This window comes from Pseudomonas glycinae, from assembly GCF_001594225.2.
In the GTDB taxonomy this organism is placed as follows: domain Bacteria; phylum Pseudomonadota; class Gammaproteobacteria; order Pseudomonadales; family Pseudomonadaceae; genus Aquipseudomonas; species Aquipseudomonas glycinae.
Genome location: NZ_CP014205.2, coordinates 5626780 through 5647164 on the forward strand (window position 1 = coordinate 5626780; position 20385 = coordinate 5647164).

12 protein-coding genes are annotated in these 20385 nt (G+C 60.5%); 7 read left to right on the forward strand and 5 right to left on the reverse strand.

What is annotated here, in order from left to right:
* The first annotated feature begins 219 nt into the window (after positions 1-219).
* The 5 genes from putP (at position 220) to AWU82_RS25725 (ending at position 6890) form a co-directional block, all read left to right on the forward strand.
* The gene (gene putP / locus AWU82_RS25705) at positions 220-1704 is read left to right on the forward strand and encodes a sodium/proline symporter PutP (protein WP_064382872.1); all 1485 of its coding nucleotides are present in this window, start codon (positions 220-222) and stop codon (positions 1702-1704) included.
* Positions 1705-2057: 353 nt separating this feature from the next.
* Complete coding sequence (locus tag AWU82_RS25710; RefSeq protein ID WP_064382873.1) at positions 2058-4073, forward strand: type VI secretion system Vgr family protein; 2016 nt, start codon at positions 2058-2060, stop codon at positions 4071-4073.
* Positions 4018-4770, forward strand: coding sequence for a DUF4123 domain-containing protein (locus tag AWU82_RS25715; RefSeq protein WP_139831585.1), 753 nt, complete (start codon positions 4018-4020; stop codon positions 4768-4770). Before AWU82_RS25710 ends, AWU82_RS25715 begins: the two co-directional genes overlap by 56 nt.
* Positions 4771-5082: 312 nt before the next feature.
* Positions 5083-5394 carry a hypothetical protein gene (locus AWU82_RS25720; RefSeq protein ID WP_064382875.1) on the forward strand — a complete coding sequence of 104 codons (312 nt, stop codon included), beginning with the start codon at positions 5083-5085 and terminating at the stop codon, positions 5392-5394.
* A gap of 656 nt (positions 5395-6050) precedes the next feature.
* Entirely contained in the window at positions 6051-6890 is an 840-nt protein-coding gene (locus AWU82_RS25725; RefSeq protein ID WP_064382876.1) for a 23S rRNA (adenine(2030)-N(6))-methyltransferase RlmJ, read from the forward strand.
* Positions 6891-7050: 160 nt separating this feature from the next.
* On the opposite strand, the gene msrA is transcribed toward AWU82_RS25725, so the two are convergent.
* From msrA to aceE, 5 genes are all read right to left on the reverse strand, one after another.
* Positions 7051-7716 (reverse strand): peptide-methionine (S)-S-oxide reductase MsrA, encoded by a 666-nt coding sequence (gene msrA / locus AWU82_RS25730; protein ID WP_064382877.1) that lies wholly within the window; start codon positions 7714-7716, stop codon positions 7051-7053.
* Positions 7717-7821: 105 nt separating this feature from the next.
* Positions 7822-10518, reverse strand: a complete 2697-nt coding sequence (locus tag AWU82_RS25735) for a putative bifunctional diguanylate cyclase/phosphodiesterase (RefSeq protein WP_064382878.1) — start codon at positions 10516-10518, stop codon at positions 7822-7824.
* 239 nt (positions 10519-10757) lie between these two features.
* A complete protein-coding gene (locus tag AWU82_RS25740) occupies positions 10758-12155 on the reverse strand; it encodes an alkaline phosphatase D family protein (protein ID WP_064382879.1) in 1398 nt (465 codons plus the stop codon).
* A gap of 278 nt (positions 12156-12433) precedes the next feature.
* Positions 12434-14395, reverse strand: a complete 1962-nt coding sequence (gene aceF, locus AWU82_RS25745; protein WP_064382880.1) for a dihydrolipoyllysine-residue acetyltransferase — start codon at positions 14393-14395, stop codon at positions 12434-12436.
* Between the two features lie 11 nt (positions 14396-14406).
* Entirely contained in the window at positions 14407-17052 is a 2646-nt protein-coding gene (gene aceE / locus AWU82_RS25750; protein ID WP_011332129.1) for a pyruvate dehydrogenase (acetyl-transferring), homodimeric type, read from the reverse strand.
* Between the two features lie 262 nt (positions 17053-17314).
* On the opposite strand from aceE, the gene AWU82_RS29375 reads away from it, so the two are divergent.
* Both AWU82_RS29375 and glnE read left to right on the forward strand, forming a co-directional pair.
* Complete coding sequence (locus tag AWU82_RS29375) at positions 17315-17440, forward strand: hypothetical protein (protein ID WP_255261909.1); 126 nt, start codon at positions 17315-17317, stop codon at positions 17438-17440.
* Positions 17437-20376: a bifunctional [glutamate--ammonia ligase]-adenylyl-L-tyrosine phosphorylase/[glutamate--ammonia-ligase] adenylyltransferase gene (gene glnE, locus AWU82_RS25755; RefSeq protein ID WP_064382881.1), complete on the forward strand. Its 2940-nt coding sequence runs from the start codon at positions 17437-17439 to the stop codon at positions 20374-20376. The genes AWU82_RS29375 and glnE overlap by 4 nt, the downstream gene beginning before the upstream one ends.
* Positions 20377-20385 lie beyond the last annotated feature (9 nt).

The following is a 20385-nucleotide window of genomic DNA, read 5'->3' on the forward strand; positions in this document are numbered from 1 at the left end:
GTGCAACTAATTCTCAAGAAACTGGTTGCACCTGTTTTGCTTTGTTGCATAGGATTCGCGCCCAAGGTGCAACCGGGGGAACCCGACGCACCGGCCAATGGCTTTCCTGGGGAAACATTGGTCATAAATGCGCGGCAGTGCGAATCGTCTGTCAGACGTCAGTCTGCAAACGGTGCAACCGCCGCCGCTACATAAAAACAAAGCCAGGGCACGTACGTAATGAGCGCAAGCAATCCAACCCTGATCACGTTCGTGATCTACATTGCAGCAATGGTGCTGATCGGCTTCATGGCCTATCGCTCCACCAACAACCTTTCTGACTATATTCTTGGCGGCCGCAGCCTCGGCAGCGTGGTGACGGCATTGTCCGCCGGTGCTTCCGACATGAGCGGCTGGTTGCTGATGGGCCTGCCGGGCGCCATCTACATGTCCGGCCTGTCCGAAAGCTGGATCGCCATCGGCCTGATCGTCGGTGCCTACCTGAACTGGCTGTTCGTTGCCGGTCGCCTGCGTGTTCAAACCGAACACAACGGTGACGCGCTGACCCTGCCGGACTACTTCTCCAGCCGTTTCGAAGACAAGAGCGGTCTGCTGCGCATCATTTCGGCAGTGGTGATTCTGGTGTTCTTCACCATCTACTGCGCTTCCGGCATCGTGGCCGGTGCCCGTCTGTTCGAAAGCACCTTCGGCATGTCCTACGAGACCGCGCTGTGGGCCGGCGCTGCGGCGACGATTGCCTACACCTTCGTCGGCGGTTTCCTCGCGGTGAGCTGGACCGACACCGTACAAGCCACGCTGATGATCTTCGCACTGCTGCTGACGCCGATCATCGTGCTGCTGGCTACCGGTGGCGTGGATACCACGTTCCTGGCCATCGAAGCGCAGGACCCGAGCAACTTCGACATGCTCAAGGGCACCACTTTCATCGGCATCATCTCGCTGATGGGTTGGGGTCTGGGCTACTTCGGCCAGCCGCATATCCTGGCGCGCTTCATGGCCGCTGATTCGGTCAAGTCGATCGCCAACGCCCGTCGTATCTCCATGACCTGGATGATCCTGTGCCTGGGCGGCACCGTGGCCGTGGGCTTCTTCGGTATCGCTTATTTCTCGGCGCACCCGGAAGTGGCCGGTCCAGTGACCGAAAACCACGAGCGTGTGTTCATCGAACTGGCGAAAATCCTGTTCAACCCGTGGATTGCAGGCGTGCTGTTGTCGGCTATTCTCGCGGCAGTGATGAGCACCCTGAGCTGCCAGTTGCTGGTGTGCTCGAGCGCCCTGACCGAAGATTTCTACAAGGCTTTCCTGCGTAAATCCGCTTCGCAAGTCGAGCTGGTATGGGTTGGTCGCGCCATGGTGCTGCTGGTTGCGCTGGTCGCTATCGCCCTGGCTGCCAACCCGGAAAACCGCGTGCTGGGTCTGGTGTCCTACGCCTGGGCCGGTTTCGGTGCGGCCTTCGGTCCTGTGGTGCTGATCTCGGTGATCTGGAAAAAGATGACCCGTGACGGCGCACTGGCCGGCATCCTGGTCGGCGCGATCACCGTGATCGTGTGGAAGCATTTCGAATTGCTGGGTCTGTACGAAATCATCCCGGGCTTCATTTTCGCCAGCCTGGCGATCTACCTGGTCAGCCTGATGGGCCAGCCGAGCGCCGGCATGGTTCAGCGCTTTGAAGCGGCCGAGAAGGATTTCCATCTGAACAAGTGATGGAAATGAGCTGAGGCTCACCAGAAAACGGCCCGTTTCCTACCCGGAAGCGGGCCGTTTTTTATTGCCTGCGATTTCTGATCAGCGCTGGCGATCCCTGCGGGAGCTGGCTTGCCAGCGATGGCGATGCGTCAGTCGCCCGGAATGCTGGAGGTGCCGACCTCATCGCTGGCAAGCCAGCTCCCACAGGGTTCTGCGATATTTCTGACGGATGTGTCTGTAGTTGAAAACGTCGATTGTTGAAGGCCAAATCGAAGTTTCAAGTAGGGAAAATCTGATTTTTCAGTCACCCGTCCTGCACCCCTTGCCCCTCATGCAGAATCGCCCGCCCTCATTCTGCAGAGAGACATCGGATGTTCGCGCCTGCCAATCAACCGCGTTTCACGTTGACCGTCGAAGGCGCCCAGTTTGACCTCAAAGTCCTTGAGTTCACGGGCAAGGAAGCCATCAGCCAACCCTTCCGCTTCGACCTGGAGCTGGTCAGTGAACGGCCGGATCTGGATCTGGAAAGCCTGCTGCACTGTCAGGCGTTTCTGAGTTTTGATGAAGACGGTTCCGGTATCCACGGTCAGATCTATCGGGTCGGGCAGGGGGATTCCGGCAAGCGTCTGACCCGCTATCACGTCAGCCTCGTTCCGCGTCTGGCCTACCTGGGTCATCGGATCAATCAGCGGATCTTCCAGCATCAAAGCGTGCCGCAGATCGTGACGCAGATCCTCAAGGATCACGCGATCCTGCGCGATGCCTTCACGTTTCGCCTCGGCAGCGATTACCCGCCCCGTGAATATTGTGTGCAGTACGCCGAAAGCGATCTGGCGTTCATTCAGCGGCTGTGTGCCGAAGTCGGTATTCATTTTCACTTTCAGCACAGCCCGGACGGACATCTGTTGGTGTTCGGCGACGATCAGACGGTATTCCCGCGTCTGACCAAGCCGACGCTGTACCTGCCGGGCAGCGGCATGGCCGCATCGGCACCGGCGATCAAGCGCTTCACCGTACGCGTTGAAACCCGCACCAGCGTGGTCACCCGGCGTGATTACGACTTCACCAAACCCCGGCTGGCACTGCAAAGCCGTGCAGTAAGCGAACAGCGCCCGGTGCTGGAGGATTACCAGTTTCCCGGCCAGTTCACCGAGCGCGAAACCGGCAAGCAACTGGCCCAGCGCACCCTTGAACGACATGTCGCCGACTACCGTCAGGCCGAGGGCCGCAGCGATCAATCCGCTCTCGTCAGCGGACATTTCCTGCAACTGACCGAGCATCCGCGCCAGGATCTGAATGACCTCTGGCTGCTGACTGCTATCGAACACCGTGGCCGACAGCCGCAAGTGCTGGAGGAATCGGTGACCAGCGACGGTGATGACTTCCAGGGCTACCGTAATACCTTTCTCGCCACGCCGTGGGACGTGTTCTTCCGCCCGCCGATGGGCCCGGAAAAACCGCGGATGCTTGGCTATCAGCCTGCCGTGGTCACCGGCCCGCAAGACAGTGAAATCCATTGCGACGAGTACGGTCGGGTCAAGGTGCAACTGGCCTGGGATCGCGACGGTGAACTCAACGAGCATTCCAGTTGCTGGCTGCGGGTTGCCAGCGGCTGGGCTCATGACCGTTATGGCAGCGTGCTGATTCCGCGGGTCGGCATGGAAGTGCTGGTGGGGTTCATCGATTCCGATGCCGACAAACCGCTGGTCATGGGTTGCCTGCCGAACGCCGCCACGCCGGTGCCGCTGGATCTGCCGGCCGACAAGACCCGCAGTATTTTCCGCAGCCAGAGTAGTCCCGGCGGTGGGGGCTACAACGAATTGCGTATCGAAGATCGCAAAGGCGCCGAGGAAATCTACCTGCGCGCCCAGCGAAACTGGACCCAGCACGTATTGAACGATCAGCAGGTGCAGGTGGATAACCAGCGCAGCGTTGTCGTCACAGGTCTCGCCAAGCACGAGCTGAAAGCCGATGAACAGCGCATCACCCACGGCCAGCGTCAGACCGAGGTGAAGCAGGACGACCACCTCACGGTGACCGGCGACCGGCACATCCGCGTGAGCAATCAGGCGATCAACGCCAGTGGTCAATTCCACGTCAGCGCCGGCCAGCAAGTGGTAATCGACGGCGGCGCGAGCGCGACGATTCAGGCGGGCGGGCAGTGGATCAACATCGGCCCCGGCGGGATCTTCAGCAGCGTGCCGATTGTGGTGGGTGGTGCGCCGATGGCGGCGATGAGTGCGACGCCGACGGTGCCGGGGTTGCCGGAAAAACTGGCGGCAGCCCCAGCTGCGATTCTGACTGCTGCGCAAATCATGAGCCTGAAAGGTGATGCGCCTTTCTGTGAAGAATGCGAGCGCTGCAAAGGTGGTGTCTGTGCAGCCTGATCAATGGTTGAAGGATGTGCCGCTGAAGCCGTCGGAGCAGTTGTTCGCGATTTTCAGTAGCGCCAGTGCGGCGGAGCCGCTGAAGGCCTGGCCGCTGAAAGCGCAGATGCCGAAACCGGTCTGGGCGGAAACGATCTATGCCGAGTGGGACGCGGTGATGCCCTACGTGGGAATCGTCGACGCGGGCAGTGAGTTTCTGGATTGGGTGGCGACCACGGAGTCTCGGGACTGGGGTTGGGTGGCGGTTTCTTCGGCGGGGCTTGAGGCGGTGGTCGAGCACTTTCGCAGTTTGACTCAGGTGCTGATGCCGGACGGGAAAGCGGTGTTCTTCCGGTTTTGGGATGGGCGGTTTTTGTTGCCGATCCTTGAGTCGTCCGAGGTGGATGCCGGGCAACTACTACCGGTCCTCACACGAGGATTGATCAACGGTCAGACCGTCGAGATCGGGGGTCGGGCGCGGGTCTCGGGTCGGGAGTTTCCTTGGTGGTCAGTGCCGGAAAAGCTGCTGGCGCAATTCGGCGGCGACGCCCGGATCAACAACGCCTTGCAGTGGTTGAGCGAGGAGCAACCTGGGTTGTTCGAGGCGTTTCCCGCCGATGTCCTGCGCTGCAAGGTTGTCAGGTTTTTTGCGGTTTCGGCGTCGGACGAGTCGTCGGCTTCGGCTTTGCTGGACTACTTGCGGGACGAGTCAGAGTGAAATTTCCGGGCAAAGGCTTCGGACGTTTCCTGCGAGTTGCGACGGTTTTCATGAACTGGTGGGCGAGGGCGGGCGGGGATAGTCTTTTGGTTGTCACCGCAAATTCGGTGACAGGGCGTGGAAGCCCTTTTATCGTTAGGCGCTTACCAGACAGACGCCGTTTATGTTTGTCTCCTATGGTGGCTGTGCGCGGGGCGCTTTCGAGTGCGCCGGGTGCCTAACGTCCCGGTCTTCCACACCTGCGTACAGCCGCCACCTAATGCGTGGAAGTGATAGTTGGCGGCTTCATCCAATACGTTAGGAGTCAGTCCAGTGCCAACATTGAAACCCGATCCACCCTACGAACCCTTCATCCCCCACCCCGACAACCGCCTCATGGCGCTGACCAGCAACTGCAACGACATGCCCACCCTGTTCATCGACACCCACGCCCCGCTCGACATCCTGATGGACGCCGCCAACTACCGCATCCGCGCGGTGATCCAGGTCCTGGAAAACATGTGCATGCGCGGCTCGGTCGAGTGCGACTCGGTCATCCTCAGCGACTTCGCCCAGCTCTGCGTGATACCGCTGCGTGATGGTTGTGATGTGTTGGATGTGATTGGCAAGCGACTACGCTCGTAGCTTTAGTAGGCGAGGCATAGCCTTGAGACGAGGGAGCTTGTCGGCTTATCGCACCGTACCGCTTGAGCGCGCCAAACAAGCTCTCTCCATTTGTTTTTTCAGATTTTTGTAACGTCACTTATGAGTTTTCCCAGCGGGCCATCGGTGATCGTAACCCTGACTCTGTCTCCAGCGATTACGGACGGCGGTGTTTGCGTTGTTGCGTCAAATGTTCCACCTCCGTTATCAAGGGTTACGCTGATGATGGAATCCTGACCAAACGCCTGAGATCCCGGGATCGGGCCTGGGCCGATTGAGACTTTCGCAACAGTGCCAGTACCTGATGTGGTGGTAATGGATTGTGCCATTGATGACGATCCTCTTTGCAATGGATTGAAACATTACAAGCGTTAACGAACGCTGGTCCTGTCACCTGATTAGGTGTTGTTTTCGGTGAGATGGATACTGTCAAAGTTGACAGGCAGAGGTCGTGATTCCATTTAAAAAGGTACCAGTCGTCGGAATCAGGCTAATGCTGCGCTAAATTGGTCGGGCGACTCCACTCATTGCAGTCCCGTTTTATCAGGGGCTTTTGGAGGGTTGTCACCCACTCAGCCCCCAACCCCTGACTTGCCGCCCGGTAAAAGGTAAACTTCACGGCCCTCGCAGGAGCAGCCATGAATTATCGTCACGCCTTCCATGCCGGCAATCATGCCGATGTGTTCAAACACCTGACCTTGACCCGCCTCATCGCCCTGATGTCGCGCAAGGAGCAGCCGTTTGCCTATCTCGACAGCCACGCCGGCATCGGTCTGTATGACCTGCAGGGCGATCAGGCCAACCGTACCGGCGAGTATCTGGAAGGCATCGCGCGGTTGTGGGATCAGCCGGATCTGCCGGCGCTGACCGCTGACTACATGAAAGTGCTGCACGAGATGAACCCGGATGGCCAGTTGCGTTATTACCCGGGCTCGCCGGAGTTGGCGCGGCGTCTGACTCGTTCCCAGGATCGTGTGTTGCTCAACGAGAAGCACCCGGAAGACGGCGTACTGCTCAAGGACAACATGAAGGGCGACCGCCGTGTGGCCGTGCATCTGGGCGAGGGCTGGCATGTGGCGCGGGCGCTGCTGCCGGTGGCCGAGAAGCGAGCGGTGATGCTGATCGATCCGCCGTTCGAGAAGCTCGACGAGATGCAGCGTTGTGCGGCGTCGCTGAAAGAGGCGATCTCGCGGATGCGCCAAACCGTGGCGGCCATCTGGTATCCGGTGAAGGATCAGCGCGCATTGCGTCGTTTCTATCAGGATCTGGCCGGCACCGGTGCGCCGAAGTTGCTGCGGGTCGAGTTGCTGGTGCATCCACTGGATACGCCGAACAGCCTGAACGGCTCTGGCCTGGCGATTGCCAATCCGCCGTGGGGGCTGGAGGAAGAATTGCGTGAGCTGCTGCCGTGGTTATCCAAAAAGCTTGGGCAGACCCAGGGTGGATGGCAGATGGATTGGTTGATCGCCGAAAGCTGATCACTGACCGATCGTTCCCACGTAAATGATCGTTCCAACGTCGAGGCGTCGAACCGTCCGCGTGGGAATGCCTCAACGGACGCTCTGCGTCCGCTGTTGGGACGCGGAGCGTCCCGGGCTGCATTCCCACGCGGAGCGTGGGAACGATCAGTGGTCGCGGTCAGTTCCCCGCCAGACTCGGCGGCATGCACACGCCAGTGCCGCCAATCCCGCAATAGCCTTCCGGGTTTTTCGCCAGATACTGCTGGTGATAGGCCTCGGCGAAGTAAACGGTAGGCGCCTGTTCAATCTCGGTGCTGATTTCACCCAGACCCGCCTTCGACAGTTCGGCCTGATAAACAGCCTTGCTCTTCAACGCCGCCTCCAGTTGCTCCGGATGGGTCGCGTAGATCACCGAACGGTACTGGGTGCCGATGTCATTGCCCTGGCGCATGCCCTGCGTCGGGTTGTGCAATTCCCAGAACATCGCCAGCAGCTCTTCGTAGCTGACCTTGGCCTTGTCGAACACCACCAGCACCACTTCAGCGTGGCCGGTCAGGCCCGAGCAGACTTCTTCGTAAGTCGGGTTCGGCGTGTAACCGCCGGCGTAACCAACCACGGTGCTGACCACGCCTTCACGCTGCCAGAAGCGGCGCTCGGCACCCCAGAAGCAGCCCAGCCCGAAGATTGCGAAGTCGACGTCCTGAAAGAACGGACCAAGCAACGGCGTTTCGATGAAAACAAAGTGTTTTTCAGGCAGGGCCATCGGGGTTTCGCGGCCAGGCAGAGCTTGTTCTTTAGTCGGTAGCACGTTTTTGTTCACCAGAATTTCCGAGCGCAGAACCATGATCGTTCCTCTCAGTCAGGATGGGATGTCTATAAGCTGACCCACAGTGTGCCCAATGATGCCCGGTTAATCACCAGGCAAAATGTGCGGATAGTGTCCGGTGGGTTACAGAGAGAGCGGGCCACGCGGGTAGCGCTTGAGCGCCTGGATCAGCTCGCCGCCCGGAATCGGCCGGTCGAACAGGTAGCCCTGGCCGACGTCGCAGCGGTGCCGGCGCAGGAACGCCAGCTGCTCGGCGGTCTCGATGCCTTCGGCCACGACCTTGAGTTTCAGGTTGTGGGCCATGGCGATCACGGCGGAGGTGATTTCCATGTCGTCCTGGTTGTCCGGGATTTCGTGGATGAAGCTGCGATCGATCTTGATGATGTCGATCGGGAATTTTTTCAGGTAGCTGAGCGACGAGTAACCGGTGCCGAAGTCGTCCATGGCCAGGGTCAGGCCCAGACGCTTGAGCTGGTCGAGCTGCAAGTGGGTGTCTTCGGTGGCTTCCAGCAGCAGGCCTTCGGTCAGTTCCAGTTCCAGCAGATTGGCCGGCAGCGCTTCTTCCTTGAGGATGTTGGCGATCGAGGCCACCAGATCCGGGTCGGAAAACTGCTTGGGCGACAGGTTGATCGCCACTTGCAGATTGCCCATGCCGGCGGCGGTCAGCGCCTTGCTCATGCGGCAGGCCTGGCGGGCGATCCACTTGCCGATCGGGATGATCAGGCCGGTTTCCTCGGCGACGCTGATGAACTGATCCGGGCGGATCATGCCGCGCTCCGGATGATTCCAGCGCAGCAGCGCTTCCATGCCCAGCAATCGGCCGCTGCGCAGGCACAGCTTCGGCTGGTAGAACACGTCCAGCTCGTTCTGGGTCAGGGCGCGGCGCAGGTTGTTCTCAACGAACAGTTTGTAACTGGCCTCGGCGTTCAGCGCTTCGGTGAACACCTGCACCTGGTGTTTGCCGTTGGCCTTGGCCTTGTGCAGGGCAAGGCCGGCGTTGCGCATCAGGGTCTGCGGGTCGCGGCCGTGCAGCGGCGCGCAGGCCAGGCCCACGGAGCCGGTGACGCTGATCAGCTGGTTGTCGACGAACATCGGTTTATCCAGCGTCGCCAGCAATTGATTGGCGATCTGCTGCCCGGTGGCAAGGTCAGTGTCGTCGAGCAACACCGCGAATTCATTACTGGCGAACCGCGCCAGGCTGCCGCTCGGGCTCAGGCTGTTGCGCAGGCGCCGGGCCAGGCTGATCAACAGTTTATCGCCGGTCTGGTGACCGAGGCTGTCGTTGATCCGCTTGAAGTTGTCGATGTCCACCAGCAGCAGGCTGATCGGGGTATCGCTGTCACGGGCGAAGCGTTCATCCAGGTTGCGGATAAATGCAGGCCGGTTGCCGAGGTTGGTCAGGTTGTCGGTGTAGGCCAGGCGCTCGATGCGCTGCTGCGCCAGTTTGGTCTGGGTGATGTCTTCGTAGATGCCGATGTAGTGCGTCAGCTCACGGTTGTCACCGTAGACCTTGGAAATCGACAACTGGCCCCAGTAGGGTTCGAGGTTCTTGCGGCGGCTCTTGAATTCGCCTTGCCAGCTATTGCTTTTGGCCAGCGCGGAGGGCGCGTCGAACAGCAACTCGCTGAGGTTTTCCAGGGCTGGCAGCTCCGAGAGGCGCTGGCCGTGGACTTCCTCGGTGGTGTACTGGGTGATCGCGGTGAAGCTCGGGTTGACGTACTCGACCACGCCGTCGCAATTGACCAGCAGGAAGGCGTTGGCGCTTTGCTCGACCGCGCGCTGGAACAGGTGCAGGGCGCTGGTGGCGGTGCGGCGATTGTGGTTGTTGATGACCTGGGCGAACTGGTCGGCCAGTTCACCGGCAAAGGCGATTTCGTCGGACTGCCAGGCGCGGGTGACACCGGTCTGCTCCAGGCACAACACGCCGACCACCTGGCCGTCGACGCGGATGCTGGCGTCGAGCATGGCGTTGACGTCACGCGGGCGCAGGGCCTCGGCCATTTCCCGGGTACGCGGGTCGCGCATCGCATTGTGGGCGTCGATGGCGCGGCTGCCGTGCAAGGCTTCCATGTAATCGGGGAAGCCGCTGACATCAATCACGTCCGGCAGGATGTATTCCTGGGTAGCACGGTGGTACGCCGAAATCGGCACCAACTTCTGGCCTTCGAGGTTCCACAGGCTGGCACAGTCGATTTCATAGATATCGCAGGCGCAGCGGGTGATCAGCTCGGCCGCTTCCTGCAGGGAGTTCTGGCTGCTGTAGCGCTGGCGGGCCAGCAACAGGATCAGGTCCTGTTGGGCGCGCACCCGTTCCAGATGCTGCAGTTGTTCCTGCTGGGCACGCTGATTGAGCTCAAGGGCGATTTGCAGGCGTGAATTCTGGGTTTCAAGGTCGACGGACGGCAGCGAAGGTGCCTCGTCGAACACATTGTCGACCGCCAGCAGGTAACCGCGCAGCAAGTGGCGGTTGTGCTGTTTGTAGGCTTCCCCGAGCTCAAGAATGCTCAGTGCGCCGGCGGCGGTGTGCAGGGTATAGCGCACCAGGTAATGCGAGCTTTGGCTGAGTTGTTGCTGGATCGCATCATGCAGTTGATAGCGCGCTTCGGGCTCCATCAGGCTGGCGTAGGGCGAGCCGACCAGGGCGCAGAGCTCGACGGCGGGCTGGCCGAACTGGCGTTCACAGTTGGGATCGAGAAACAACATGGCCCAACTGGCTTCATTCAAGCGCTCGAAACGCAGCATGCCGAGCCGCGAGGGCACAGGCAACTGCGTCACTACCTCGGCCACCATACGGCTGGCGGCATCGGGTTGGCTCTTCATGAAGGGAACTCGCTTGGAAATTTGCTGAACGCGCCGGGCTCGCGCCCTCTTTACTGTTGCCTGCGGCAAGGTTGCATCATTGCGGCACCGACTGACAAGAGACATGAAGGCCAAGTGCTATAAGAATATGTCGGCTGCAGTGAACATTTCTCCAGCGGTAGCCGGAAACTAATGCTATTAGGCGTGGAGAGTGCCGTTCCAGAGCCTTCCGGCATCCGGAACGGTCGTGCCGCTGGATTTCATCGCAACGGTATATCGATGGATTGCAGGTGCCTGCCATCCCGGTCGTGATAGTTGACCTGGATCCGCCCGGTCTCGACCACCATGTGCGCGAAGTTGTCCTGGCTGACGACCTGGCTGGTCAGCGCGTGCCGGTATTCGCCTGCCTCGGTCTGCGTCAATGGCTGATCGAGAATGAAGATGGCGGCGCTGGCGTAGGGCAGCAGTTTGCTGTTGCTCAGCGGTGAAGACACGACGGTGTGCACTTCGAAGTCAGGGTCTTCGCTGTGGCTCAGGCGACTGGTCAACGAGCCGTGCACGTCGCCTGAAATGAACACGACGTTCCTGATCCGATGCAGGCGGATGATTTCCAGCAGACGCAGGCGCTGTTCGGGGAAACCCGCCCAGGCATCATCGCCGTTCATTTTGCGGTCGGGGTAAAACATGACACTGGTGACCACGAACTTGACCCGCGCCGGGCTTTCGACCAACCACTTGCACAAGGCCTGTTCCTGTTCTTCGTCGAGGATGCGACGGTTCTCGGCCGACAAGTTGCGGCGCGTTCGACTGTCCGTTATGAACCATTCGATATCGCCATCGCTGAATTGATACCAGTAGTGCTCAAGTGATGTGGGATCAACTGTTCCATTAGTTGTTGTTGAGCAGATCGGGCTATGACTCGCTTGATAGATATCGTAAGCCGCCATTGCATTGCGATATAGCGCTATGTCGGACTCGTTGGCGTTCATTGGCCAGTTGTCCTCTATTTCATGATCATCAAGAATCATGTAAGTCGAAGTGCCGGACATCAGTCGGCGGATATTGGGCAGGGAAAACGCCGCACGATACTTTGCAATGATCTCGTCATAGTCGCGATCCGGGGCCAACAGGTTCAAATCGTCCGCGTAGATCTGATCACCACACATCATGATTGCGCTGATTGCCGGTTGTGCCCCCTCGATCAACTGGCTGATGGACGCGAAGATCCGGTCGCCCGGATGCGGCAGCACCGGGATGCCGGCGGTCATGCGCAGGTAACGGCAGGAGCCGAGGATGTAGGCGCGCGGCTGCAAGGGCTGGCTGCTGCGGGTGCGCAGGCGATAGGTTTCCCGTGGCCATTGCAGCGGCAACTCCGCCACGCTGTGGATGGTATGGACAGGACTCATCGGGCTGAACCAGCCGGTCTGGTATTCGTAGTCCGTGTCGGCTTGCAAATGATCGAGCACCAGCACTTCAGTCATGTCGCGAGTTGAATCAAGTTTTACAAACTGCCCCGTCTGCCATTGTTTCGAGTCCAATGGTCGGTAACGAATTCCGGCAAATACGGCAGTGTTTTGTTGCAGTCCGCCGCGAATAAAGATCCGCGCCTGATTAGTTGTTGTATGGCCAACGATCGGGCCGACAGTAGGTTTCAGCATGTTCGAATCCATTCGAATAAGTGTTGGTGGGTAATAAAGTTGTCTCGTTTGTCGGTGCAACTTTGATGCGCCAAGGTTAGTTGCCTGTCGCTGAAAAATATCAATTTGAAGTGGACTGAAGTCGTGGCTTATATCAGCGCAAGTTGTGGGAAAAGTGCAGGCGACAGTTATTCCAAGCAAAAAAAAGCCCCGCCAAACTGACGGGGTTGAGGTACGAGCGTGTGGCGCTCGAAAACGTGGAACGCATTCGGCCCTCCGTTGCCGGAGGGCCGAGCGCTTTACAGCAGGATGGTGCGGATGTCCGCCAGCAGGTCGCTCAGACGCTTGGTGAAGCGTGCAGCAGCGGCGCCGTTGATCACACGGTGATCATAGGACAGCGACAGTGGCAGCATCAGTTTCGGCTGGAAGGCTTTGCCGTCCCAGACTGGCTGGATGGTTGCCTTGGAAACACCGAGGATCGCCACTTCCGGCGCGTTGACGATCGGCGTGAAGCCGGTGCCGCCAATGTGGCCGAGGCTGGAAATGGTGAAGCAGGCGCCTTGCATCTCGTCCGACGAGAGCTTCTTGGTCCGGGCTTTTTCAGCCAGGGAAGCGGCCTCGGCGGCCAGTTGCAGCAGGCTCTTCTGGTCGACGTTCTTGATGACTGGTACCAGCAGGCCATCCGGGGTGTCGACGGCGAAGCCGATGTTCACGTATTTCTTGCGGATGATCGCCTTGCCGCTTGGTGCCAGCGAGCTGTTGAAGTCCGGCAGTTCCTTGAGCAGGTGTGCGCAGGACTTGAGCAGCAGCGGCAGGATGGTCAGCTTGACGCCGGCCTTCTCTGCGACAGCTTTCTGTGCGGTGCGGAACGCTTCCAGCTCGGTGATATCCGCCGAGTCGAATTGCGTCACGTGCGGCACGTTCAGCCAGCTGCGGTGCAGGTTGGCGGCGCCGACCTGCATCAGGCGGGTCATCGGCACTTCTTCGATTTCGCCGAAACGGCTGAAGTCGACGACCGGAATCGGCGGGATGCCCGCGCCACCGGTTGCGCCAGCAGCAGCGGCCGGTGCTTCCTTGGCCTTCTGCATCATGGCTTTGACGTAAGTCTGTACGTCTTCTTTCAGGATGCGACCGTGCGGACCGCTGGCGCCGACAGCGCTCAGCTCGACGCCGAATTCGCGAGCCAGTTGACGCACGGCAGGGCCGGCGTGAACTTTCGCACCAGGCTTGGCTGGAGCAGCAACCGGAGCGGCAGCAGCAGGTGCAGCGGCAGCCGGAGCAGCGGCTGGCGCCGGAGCACTCGGAGCAGCAGCGGCAGCTGGAGCCGGGGCAGTAGCCGGGGCGGCGCCTTTGACTTTCAGCTTGAGGATCAGGTCGCCAGTGCCGACTTCGTCGTCCAGCTTGATGGAAATGCTTTCCACCACGCCAGCGGCAGGCGACGGGATTTCCATGCTCGCCTTGTCGGACTCCAGGGTGATCAGCGACTGGTCGGCTTCAACGCTGTCGCCAGCCTTGACCAGCACTTCGATGATCTTGGCCTTGCCGGCCGAACCGATGTCCGGAACGTGGATGTCCTGAACGCTGTCGGCAACCGGTGCGGCAGGTGCAGCGGCCGGCGCCGGAGCAGCGGCAGCGGCTGGCGCAGCAGCCTGGGCCGGAGCGGCAGCAGCAGGGGCCGCAGCACCCGCCACTTCCAGATCCAGGATCAGGTCGCCGGTGCCGACTTCGTCGTTCAACTTGACGCTGATGGCCTTGACCACGCCAGCGGCAGGCGACGGGATTTCCATGCTCGCCTTGTCGGATTCCAGGGTGATCAGCGACTGATCAGCTTCGACCTTGTCGCCGACCTTGACCTGGATCTCGATGATCTGGGCCTTGCCCGACGAACCGATGTCCGGCACGTGCACTTGCTGAACCGAAGCGGCAGCAGGGGCAGCGGCTGGCGCAGCCGGTGCAGGAGCGGCAGCCGGTGCAGCTTCGGCCTTGGCGGCAGGCGCAGCAGCCGGAGCAGGGGCCGCAGCTGCGGCGCCCTCGACTTCCAGTTCCAGCAGTTCGTCGCCTTCCTTCAGGCGATCGCCCAGCTTCACTTTCAGGCTCTTGATGACGCCGGCCTTCGGGGCCGGCACTTCCATGCTGGCCTTGTCCGATTCCAGGGTCAGGATGCTCTGGTCGGCTTCGATACGGTCGCCGACCTTCACAAACAGTTCGATTACTTCACCTTCACCGCTGCCGATGTCAGGTACGCGAATGAGTTCGCTCACAGAGTTTCTCCTCAGCAGTCCAGTGGGTTGCGTTTTTCCGGGTCGATGCCGAACTTGGTAATGGCCTCGGCCACGACTTTAGGTTCGATATCACCACGGTCAGCCAGTGCTTCCAGGGCTGCCAACACCACGAAATGACGGTCGACTTCGAAGAAATGACGCAGTTTCTTGCGGCTGTCGCTGCGGCCGAAACCGTCGGTGCCCAGGACTTTGAATTCCTTGGACGGTACCCACTGACGGATCTGCTCGGCGAACAGTTTCATGTAGTCGGTAGAGGCGATGACCGGACCCTTACGGCCGCTCAGGCACTCTTCGACGTAGCTGCGCTTAGGCTTCTGGCCTGGTTTCAGACGGTTGCTGCGCTCTACGGCCAGGCCGTCGCGACGCAGTTCGTTGAAGCTGGTGACGCTCCACACATCGGCGCCGATGTTGAACTCTTCACGCAGGATCTTCGCCGCTTCACGGACTTCACGCAGGATGGTGCCGGAGCCCATCAGCTGTACGTGATGCGCCGCATCGCGGGTGTCTTCTTCGAGCAGATACATGCCTTTCTTGATGCCTTCTTCGGCACCGGCCGGCATGGCTGGCTGCTGGTAGGACTCGTTCATCACGGTGATGTAATAGAAGATGTCCTGTTGCTCTTCGGTCATCTTCTTCATGCCGTCCTGAATGATCACCGCCAGCTCGTAGCCGTAGGTCGGATCGTAGGTGCGGCAGTTCGGGATGGTGGCAGCCAGCAGGTGGCTGTGACCGTCTTCGTGCTGCAGGCCTTCGCCGTTCAGGGTGGTACGGCCGGCGGTGCCGCCGATCAGGAAGCCACGGGTGCGGCTGTCGCCGGCAGCCCAGGCCAGATCGCCGATACGCTGGAAGCCGAACATCGAGTAGAAGATGTAGAACGGCAGCATCGGCTGGTTGTGGCTGGAGTACGAAGTACCGGCGGCGATGAAGGAACTCATGGCGCCCGCTTCGTTGATGCCTTCTTCAAGGATCTGACCTTTCTGGTCTTCCTTGTAGAACATCACCTGGTCTTTATCGACTGGCTCGTAGAGCTGGCCGACGGACGAGTAGATGCCCAGCTGACGGAACATGCCTTCCATACCGAAGGTACGGGCTTCGTCCGGGATGATCGGAACGATGCGCGGGCCGATTTCCTTGTCCTTGACCAGTTGCGCGAGGATCCGCACGAACGCCATGGTGGTGGAAATTTCACGGTCGCCGGAACCGTCGAGGATCGCCTTGAGGGTGTCCAGATCCGGAGTCGGTACGCTGAAGCTCTGGGCGCGACGCTGAGGCACGAAACCGCCCAGTGCGGCGCGACGCTCGGCCAGGTAACGGGCTTCGGCGCTGTTTGGCTCTGGCTTGAAGAACGGCAGGTTTTCCAGCTCTTCGTCTTTCACCGGAATGTCGAAGCGGTCGCGGAACAGCTTCAGGCTGTCGACGTCGACTTTCTTGGTGTTGTGCGCGGTGTTCTTCGCTTCGCCCGCACCGGTACCGTAACCCTTGATGGTCTTGGCCAGGATGACGGTCGGTTGTTCTTTGTGGTTGACCGCTTCGTGGTACGCCGCGTAGACCTTGTACGGGTCGTGGCCGCCACGGTTGAGTTTCCAGATCTCGTCGTCGGACAGGTCTGCAACCATAGCCTTGAGTTCAGGCGTGTTGAAGAAGTGTTCGCGAACGAACGCGCCGTCTTTGGCTTTGTAGTTCTGGTACTCGCCGTCGATGACTTCGTCCATGCGACGTTGCAGGATGCCGTCGACGTCTTTGGCCAGCAGTGGGTCCCAGAAACGGCCCCAGATGACTTTGGTCACGTTCCACTGAGCACCGCGGAACACGCCTTCGAGTTCCTGGATGATCTTGCCGTTGCCGCGAACCGGGCCGTCGAGGCGCTGCAGGTTGCAGTTGATGACAAAGATCAGGTTGTCCAGCTTCTCGCGGCCGGCCAGGGAGATCGCGCCCAGGGATTCCGGCTCGTCGCACTCGCCGTCGCCCAGGAAGCACCAGACTTTCTGTTTGCCCGGCTGGATGAAGCCGCGGTGTTCCAGGTACTTCATGAAGCGAGCCTGGTAGATCGCCTGGATCGGGCCCAGACCCATCGAAACGGTCGGGAACTGCCAGAAGTCAGGCATCAGCCAAGGGTGCGGGTAGGACGACAGGCCCTGACCGTCGACTTCCTGGCGGAAGTTGTTCATCTGGTCTTCGGTGATGCGGCCTTCCATGAATGCACGGGCGTAGACGCCTGGCGAGGTGTGGCCCTGGAAGTAGATCAGGTCGCCGCCGTGTTCGTCGGTCGGGGCCTGGAAGAAGTAGTTGAAGCCGATGTCGTACAGGGTCGCACTGGAAGCGAAGCTGGAGATGTGACCACCCAGGTCAGAATCTTTCAGGTTCGTACGCATTACCATGGCCATCGCGTTCCAGCGTACCAGCGAGCGAATGCGGCGTTCCATGAACAGGTCGCCAGGCATGCGTGCTTCGTGGGTAACGGGGATCGTGTTGCGGTAAGGCGTGGTGATGGCGTAAGGGAGCTGCGAACCGCTGCGGGTTGCCAGTTCACCCATACGGGTCATCAGATAGTGAGCACGGTCTTCGCCTTCTTTGTCGAGAACCGATTCCAGGGCGTCCAGCCATTCCTGGGTTTCGACGGGATCGAGGTCTTGCATGGCTTGCTCCAGGGCGGAAAGGCTTCCAGAATCGGTTGCCTGAGTTTGCGACTGGCCTTGTGGGCAGACGATTTAAAATTCTTGGATTGCCGACAGGTTGTTCCGGCGGCGTGTAGTTTTACTACAAATCATCCGGCATTTCAGCCTTTCGAATGTATAGACGAGTAGTAAAACTACAGATGAAAGGCTTGTGGCCTCCGACTGCGTTGTGAGAATAATCGTTAAGGTTGGTCTTTGGCCATCCGGAAAAGGTGAAAGTTTGATGCTGGCTGCCAAAGAAAAAGAAATTTCAGCTATTTCTCACTTTTGTTCGACAGTCCTTCGCGTAGCGGTTTTTCAATCATCACTACAAGCGGCCATTTACACGCCGATCAAGGATAGACCATGACCCTGCCCGCGCTTGCCGAACTGCCCGCCATTCTCCTGCCGTTGGTCAGCCGATCGGAGCAGTCGTTCCGTGCGGCCGTCGCGCAACTGGAAGACGATCACGGCTTCTCGTCCTGGACGCCGGAACGCTGGGCGCAGTTCGCCCGCGTCAGCGCCGCCAGCGATTTCGTCATTGAACAGAGCGTTCGTGACCCTTTGATGTTGTTGTCGCTGGTACAGTCCGGCGAACTGGACCGGCCGTTCGCCCGCGGCGAGTTGTGCGGGCAGATTGCAGATGCGGTGAGCACCGCGCAGACCGAAGATGAGCTGGGCCGCGTCCTGCGTCGCCAGCGCACCCGGCATCAGGTGCGGATCATCTGGCGCGACCTCAACCGTCAGGCCGATCTGGTGCAGACCTGCCGCGACCTTTCGGACATGGCCGACGCCAGCATCGATCAGGCCTATCAATGGTTGTACCGCCGCCATTGCGAGCAGTTCGGCACGCCGACCGGTCGGCGCAGCGGCGAACCGCAGCAGATGGTCATCCTCGGCATGGGCAAGCTTGGCGCGGTCGAGTTGAACCTGTCCTCGGACATCGATCTGATCTTCGCCTACCCCGAGGGCGGCGAAACCGTCGGCGTGAAGCGCCCGCTGGATAACCAGGAATTCTTCATCCGTCTCGGCCAGCGCCTGATCAAGGCCCTCGACCCGATCACCGTCGACGGTTTCGTGTTCCGCGTCGACATGCGCCTGCGCCCGTACGGCTCATCCGGTGCGCTGGTGCTGAGCTTCAATGCGCTGGAGCAGTATTACCAGGATCAGGGCCGGGACTGGGAACGCTACGCGATGATCAAATCTCGGGTGGTGGCTGGCGATCAGGTGGCAGGCGAGCAGTTGCAGGAAATGCTGCGGCCGTTCGTTTACCGGCGTTATCTGGACTTCTCGGCGATCGAAGCGCTGCGCACCATGAAGCAACTGATCCAGCAGGAAGTGCGGCGCAAGGGCATGGCTGACAACATCAAGCTTGGCTCGGGCGGTATCCGCGAAGTCGAGTTCATCGCCCAGGCCTTTCAACTGATTCACGGCGGTCGCGACCTGAGTCTGCAACAGCGCCCTCTATTAAAGGTGTTGAGCACGCTCGAAGGGCAGGGCTATCTGCCGCCGGCCGTCATCAGCGAGCTGCGCGAAGGTTACGAATTCCTGCGTTACACCGAACACGCGATCCAGGCGATTGCCGACCGTCAGACCCAGATGCTCCCGGACAGCGCTCAGGATCAGGCGCGCATTGCGTTCATGCTCGGTTTCGCCGACTGGGAAGCGTTCCACGAGAAGCTGATGTTCTGGCGCGGCCGGGTGGCCTGGCACTTCGCGCAAGTGATCGCCGATCCCGATGAGGACGAAGGCGCCGAGAGTGAAGTGGTGGTCGGCGGTGAATGGCTGCCGCTGTGGGAAGAAGCTCAGGACGAAGAGGCCGCCTGTCGCCAGTTGGAGGAGGGCGGTTTCGCTGACGCGACCAAGGCCTTGAAGGCATTGGCGAGCCTGCGTGCCAGCCCGCAGTTGCGGGCGATGCAGCGTCTGGGGCGCGAACGTCTCGATGCCTTTATTCCGCGCCTTCTGGCTCAGGCGGTGGAACACGAAAATCCCGATCTGGTGCTGGAGCGCGTCCTGCCGCTGGTCGAGGCGGTGGCCCGGCGTTCGGCTTATCTGGTGCTGCTGACGGAAAACCCCGGCGCGCTGCGGCGGTTGCTGACGCTGTGCGCCGCCAGCCCGTGGATCGCCGAGCAGATCACACGTTTCCCGCTGCTGCTCGATGAATTGCTCAACGAAGGCCGGCTGTTCAAGCCACCGCTGGCACCGGAGCTGGCTGCCGAGCTGCGCGAGCGCCTGACCCGGATCCCGGAAGACGACCTCGAACAACAGATGGAAGCCCTGCGCCATTTCAAGCTGGCGCACCGCTTGCGCGTCGCCGCCTCGGAAATCGCCGGCAGCCTGCCGTTGATGAAAGTCAGCGACTACCTGACCTGGCTGGCCGAGGCGATTCTGGAGCAGGTGCTGGCCCTGGCCTGGCGCCAGACCGTGGCCAAGTACGGCACGCCGCTGCGCACCGACGGCACGCTGTGCGATCCCGGCTTCATCATTGTCGGTTATGGGAAAGTCGGCGGGATCGAGTTGGGGCATGGTTCGGATCTGGATCTGGTGTTCATCCACGATGGCGACCAGCAGGCCGAAACCGATGGCCCGAAACCGATCGATGGCACCCAATTCTTCACCCGGCTCGGCCAGCGGATCATTCACTTGCTGACGGCGCAGACCAACTCCGGCCAGCTGTACGAAGTGGACATGCGCCTGCGTCCGTCCGGGGCGTCCGGCCTGCTGGTCAGTTCGCTCGGCGCGTTTGCGCGCTATCAGGAAAATGAAGCCTGGACCTGGGAACATCAGGCGCTGGTGCGGGCGCGGGTGCTGGTGGGTAGCAAGGATGTCGGCCAGGCCTTCGAGAATGTCCGGGCCCAAGTGCTGGGCAAGGCGCGGGATCTGGCAAAACTGCAACAGGAAGTGAGCGAGATGCGCGCCAAGATGCGCGACAACCTCGGCAGCAAGAGCACCGCCGCCGGTACCGGGGCGAATGCCTTCGAGGCCACGGCGCCGTTCGACCTCAAGCAGGACGCCGGAGGTATCGTCGATATTGAATTTATGGTGCAATACGCGGCCCTGGCGTGGTCGCAGACCCACCCGCCGTTGCTGCGCTGGACGGACAATATCCGCATTCTGGAAGAGCTGGAACACGAAGGGCTGATGCCGGCCGAAGACGCCAGCCTGTTGCGCGAGGCCTACAAGGCCTATCGTTCCGCCGCCCACCGGCAGGCCTTGCAGAAGGACGCCGGGGTGATACCGGGCGATCAGTTCGCGGACGAACGGCGGCAGGTGATGCGGATCTGGCGTGAGCTGGGGCTAAGCTGATTCTCGAGG